This window comes from Vibrio fujianensis (assembly GCF_002749895.1).
In the GTDB taxonomy this organism is placed as follows: Bacteria; Pseudomonadota; Gammaproteobacteria; order Enterobacterales; family Vibrionaceae; genus Vibrio; species Vibrio fujianensis.
Genome location: NZ_NBUS01000041.1, coordinates 142,958 through 146,136, shown reverse-complemented (window position 1 = coordinate 146,136; position 3,179 = coordinate 142,958). Strand labels below are relative to the sequence as shown.

3 protein-coding genes and 1 pseudogene are annotated in these 3,179 nt (G+C 42.5%); 3 read left to right on the top strand and 1 reads right to left on the bottom strand.

The window, feature by feature from the left end; translation table 11 throughout:
* Positions 1-458, bottom strand: a 458-nt coding sequence (locus tag B7C60_RS18380) for a fumarate hydratase (protein ID WP_245868894.1), incomplete at its 3' end; no start/stop codon positions are given.
* A 237-nt stretch (positions 459-695) separates the two neighbouring features.
* On the opposite strand from B7C60_RS18380, the gene pabB reads away from it, so the two are divergent.
* From pabB to B7C60_RS18375, 3 genes and pseudogenes are all read left to right on the top strand, one after another.
* Positions 696-2,087 carry an aminodeoxychorismate synthase component 1 gene (gene pabB, locus B7C60_RS07945; protein WP_099611342.1) on the top strand — a complete coding sequence of 464 codons (1,392 nt, stop codon included), beginning with the start codon at positions 696-698 and terminating at the stop codon, positions 2,085-2,087.
* Between the two features lie 23 nt (positions 2,088-2,110).
* On the top strand, positions 2,111-2,722 hold the full coding sequence (locus tag B7C60_RS07940) for a CoA pyrophosphatase (protein WP_099611190.1): 612 nt from the start codon (positions 2,111-2,113) through the stop codon (positions 2,720-2,722).
* Positions 2,723-3,017: 295 nt separating this feature from the next.
* Positions 3,018-3,179 (top strand): annotated as a pseudogene (locus B7C60_RS18375) (septum formation protein); the annotation flags it as partial.

The window sequence follows — 3,179 nt, the reverse complement described above, 5'->3', positions numbered from 1 at the left end:
CCGCCACCTTTCGCGGCGATTTGAATATCAACCTTGTTACCCGGCACCATATTAATGTGTACAACGGCTGGTGTATTATCTTTGGTATTGATTCGCTTACCCGCAGGATCCATCAATACCGATGCTCGTAGTGGATTTTCTGGATTAGTATAAGCCTGACGAACGCCTTCATCGATCATTTGTTGCACTGTCATATCGGTCGCGTCCCACTGAACGTCCATGCCAATATTGACAAAACAAGTAACAATGCCAGTATCCTGACAGATAGGGCGGTGTCCTTCTGCTGACATGCGTGAGTTAATCAAAATTTGGGCAATCGCATCTTTTGCCGCTTGGCTCTCTTCGCGATGGTAGGCTTGTTCTAATGCTTGAATAAAATCAAGGGGATGGTAATAAGAAATGTATTGAAGAGCATCAGCAACACTGCTGATCACATCTTGCTTGCGTATAACCGTCATTGCATGCCTCGTTATCATTATGCTTCCATGGGCCGACGCTTTGAGAATGTGTCTGAACGTCAGTAATGCCAAAGGCGAAAAACGACTGAATTAAACACATTGATCAAATAGCAGCTTTTAGCGTTTTATATTGATGCCTAACCTCAAGAGAAAAAACCTATGCGGTCAACTGCTTGAGGTTACGCTTTTATATGATACTCTTGCTTTCCTCAACACGCTATGCAGCGAAGCCTCCCTTTGTCACAAATTACACAAATGAACGCAGAAGAAAAAAAATCAATACAGATTCAATCCATCAACTATCAAAAAAACCTCGCCCATCAGCTTTTTTCTCAGATTGAGCATCTACCGTGGGCCATGCTGTTACGCTCACCATCAAAACAGCATACAGATAGCCGGTTTGATATTGTGGTGGCTAACCCGATTGTGACTTTAACAACCTTTGACGATAAGACCGAAATCTGTGAACCACAAAGAGTGACAACGTCACTCAAAGACCCTTTTGAGCTTATAGCACAACTGCAAGCCACCTATTTGCCTCATGTTGACAACCAGCTTGATCTGCCCTTTATCGGGGGAGCGCTAGGCTACTTTAGCTATGATCTAGGGCGACAAATTGAACCATTACCCTCCCGTGCAATCCATGACTTATCGATGCCAGACATGGCGATTGGCCTGTATGAGTGGGCAATCGTCATCGATCATCAGCAAAAAATGGCTTACTGGGTGGGTCTTAACCTGACCAAAGCACAAACTTGGCTACAATCACAATCACAATCACAATCACAATCACGGCCATTTCAACTGACTACGGCTTGGCATTCAAACATGTCCGCAGAACACTACCAGCAAAAATTCGCCCAAGTACAACACTATTTACGATCGGGTGATTGTTATCAAATCAACCTTGCTCAACGTTTTAAAGCTGGTTACCAAGGTAGTGAATGGCTCGCTTACCAAAAATTAGAACAGAGCAATCAGGCTCCTTTTTCTGCCTTCATACGGCTAGAAGAAGGCGCGATTCTCAGCGTTTCACCGGAACGCTTTATACTCATTGATCAAGGTGAGATTGAAACCAAACCGATTAAGGGAACTCGCCCACGGAGTGATAACCCACAGCAAGATAGGATGAATGCGATGGAACTGGCTGAAGCAGAGAAAGATCAAGCCGAAAATTTAATGATCGTTGACCTACTACGTAATGATATTGGCCGTGTGGCCAAACCTGGTAGCGTTCATGTCCCTAAGCTCTTTGCCATCGAAAGTTTTCCGGCCGTTCACCATTTAGTCAGTACCATTCGCGCTCAGTTGGATACACATTATCAACAAACCGATTTGTTACGCGCCAGTTTTCCCGGCGGCTCAATTACAGGAGCCCCCAAGGTTCGAGCGATGCAGATTATTGAGGAGTTAGAACCACATCGCCGTAGTGCTTATTGCGGCTCTATTGGCTATATCAGCCGTCATGGACGCATGGATACCAGCATTAGTATTCGTACCTTGATCGCGCATCAACAACAATTGTATGCGTGGGCTGGAGGCGGAATTGTCGCAGACAGTGACTGTGGCGCTGAATATCAGGAAACGTTAGATAAACTCTGTTGTATCCTGCCTATTCTTGCACAGTAAAATTGGATAAAAATCGACAACCGATGGACACCGCTAACTTGACTAGAGATCAACTGTTACAACGTTTTCTTTTAACCATGCCCAGTGACTATCATGCGCAATCACTCCATCGTGTCGCTCATTTATCGCCTGATTCATTACAAAAAGCGTCCGTCTTGGTTGGATTTGTTGAACGTAAGCACGGATTAAATGTTATTTTCACAAAACGAGCTGCTCACCTTAAACATCATCCGGGGCAGGTTAGCTTTCCTGGCGGAAAATATGAAGAAAGTGATGGATCGCTTTATCAAACCGCTAAGCGTGAAACTCAAGAAGAAATTGGTGTCTCAATGTGTGACATAGAAATCTTAGGTAAACTACCCGATTTAGTCACCGTCAGCCGTTTTGTGGTCACGCCTATTGTGGGATTGATTGATGCCAGTTATAACGCTCGCATCGATCCTAATGAAGTTGATGAAATTTTTGAAATTCCAGCCTGTTACTTACTTGATCAACGTAAACTCTATAGTGGTACTTTTCAAATACAAAATACCTGGCATAGAGTATTTGCGCTGCCATATAAACATCATTTTATATGGGGTATGACCGCTCAAATCATTCAAGCGCTACAAAAACACATTAATCTTCCCCATTAATCGCGATTTATCGGCTTTTATTGTATGGCTTTTTTATCTACTTTTATCTTGTCATCGCCACAAATAAACGATCGTCATAAGATAAACTTAGTCAAATGCGACTTCGAATAAATCTATCTAATCAATTCATTAACATTTTTTACATGTAGCACAGTTTTTTCGTGATCGTGAGTTAGTTTTTGACATCTCATTCAATAACACAGGTAATACATGATTTAGATCTATTTTTTATTGTAAAAAAAAACGCAAAATTGCATCCGATTTATTTCCTGTTCCCAAAATGAGTAAATTACCCATGAACACAACCACAAAGGTTTTATCGACCACACAATCTTCTGGTAAATGGACCTATAAAGATTTTGTATGGTCACTGTCACTTTTTGGCACTGCCGTCGGCGCGGGTGTCCTTTTTTTACCAATTAAAGCTGGTGCGGGTGGATTTTGGCCATTAGTTATT

Coding starts and splice junctions, on each gene's coding strand:
- B7C60_RS07940 (WP_099611190.1), top strand. CDS start 2,111: ATGGACACCGCTAACTTGACTAGAGATCAACTGTTACAACGTTTTCTT.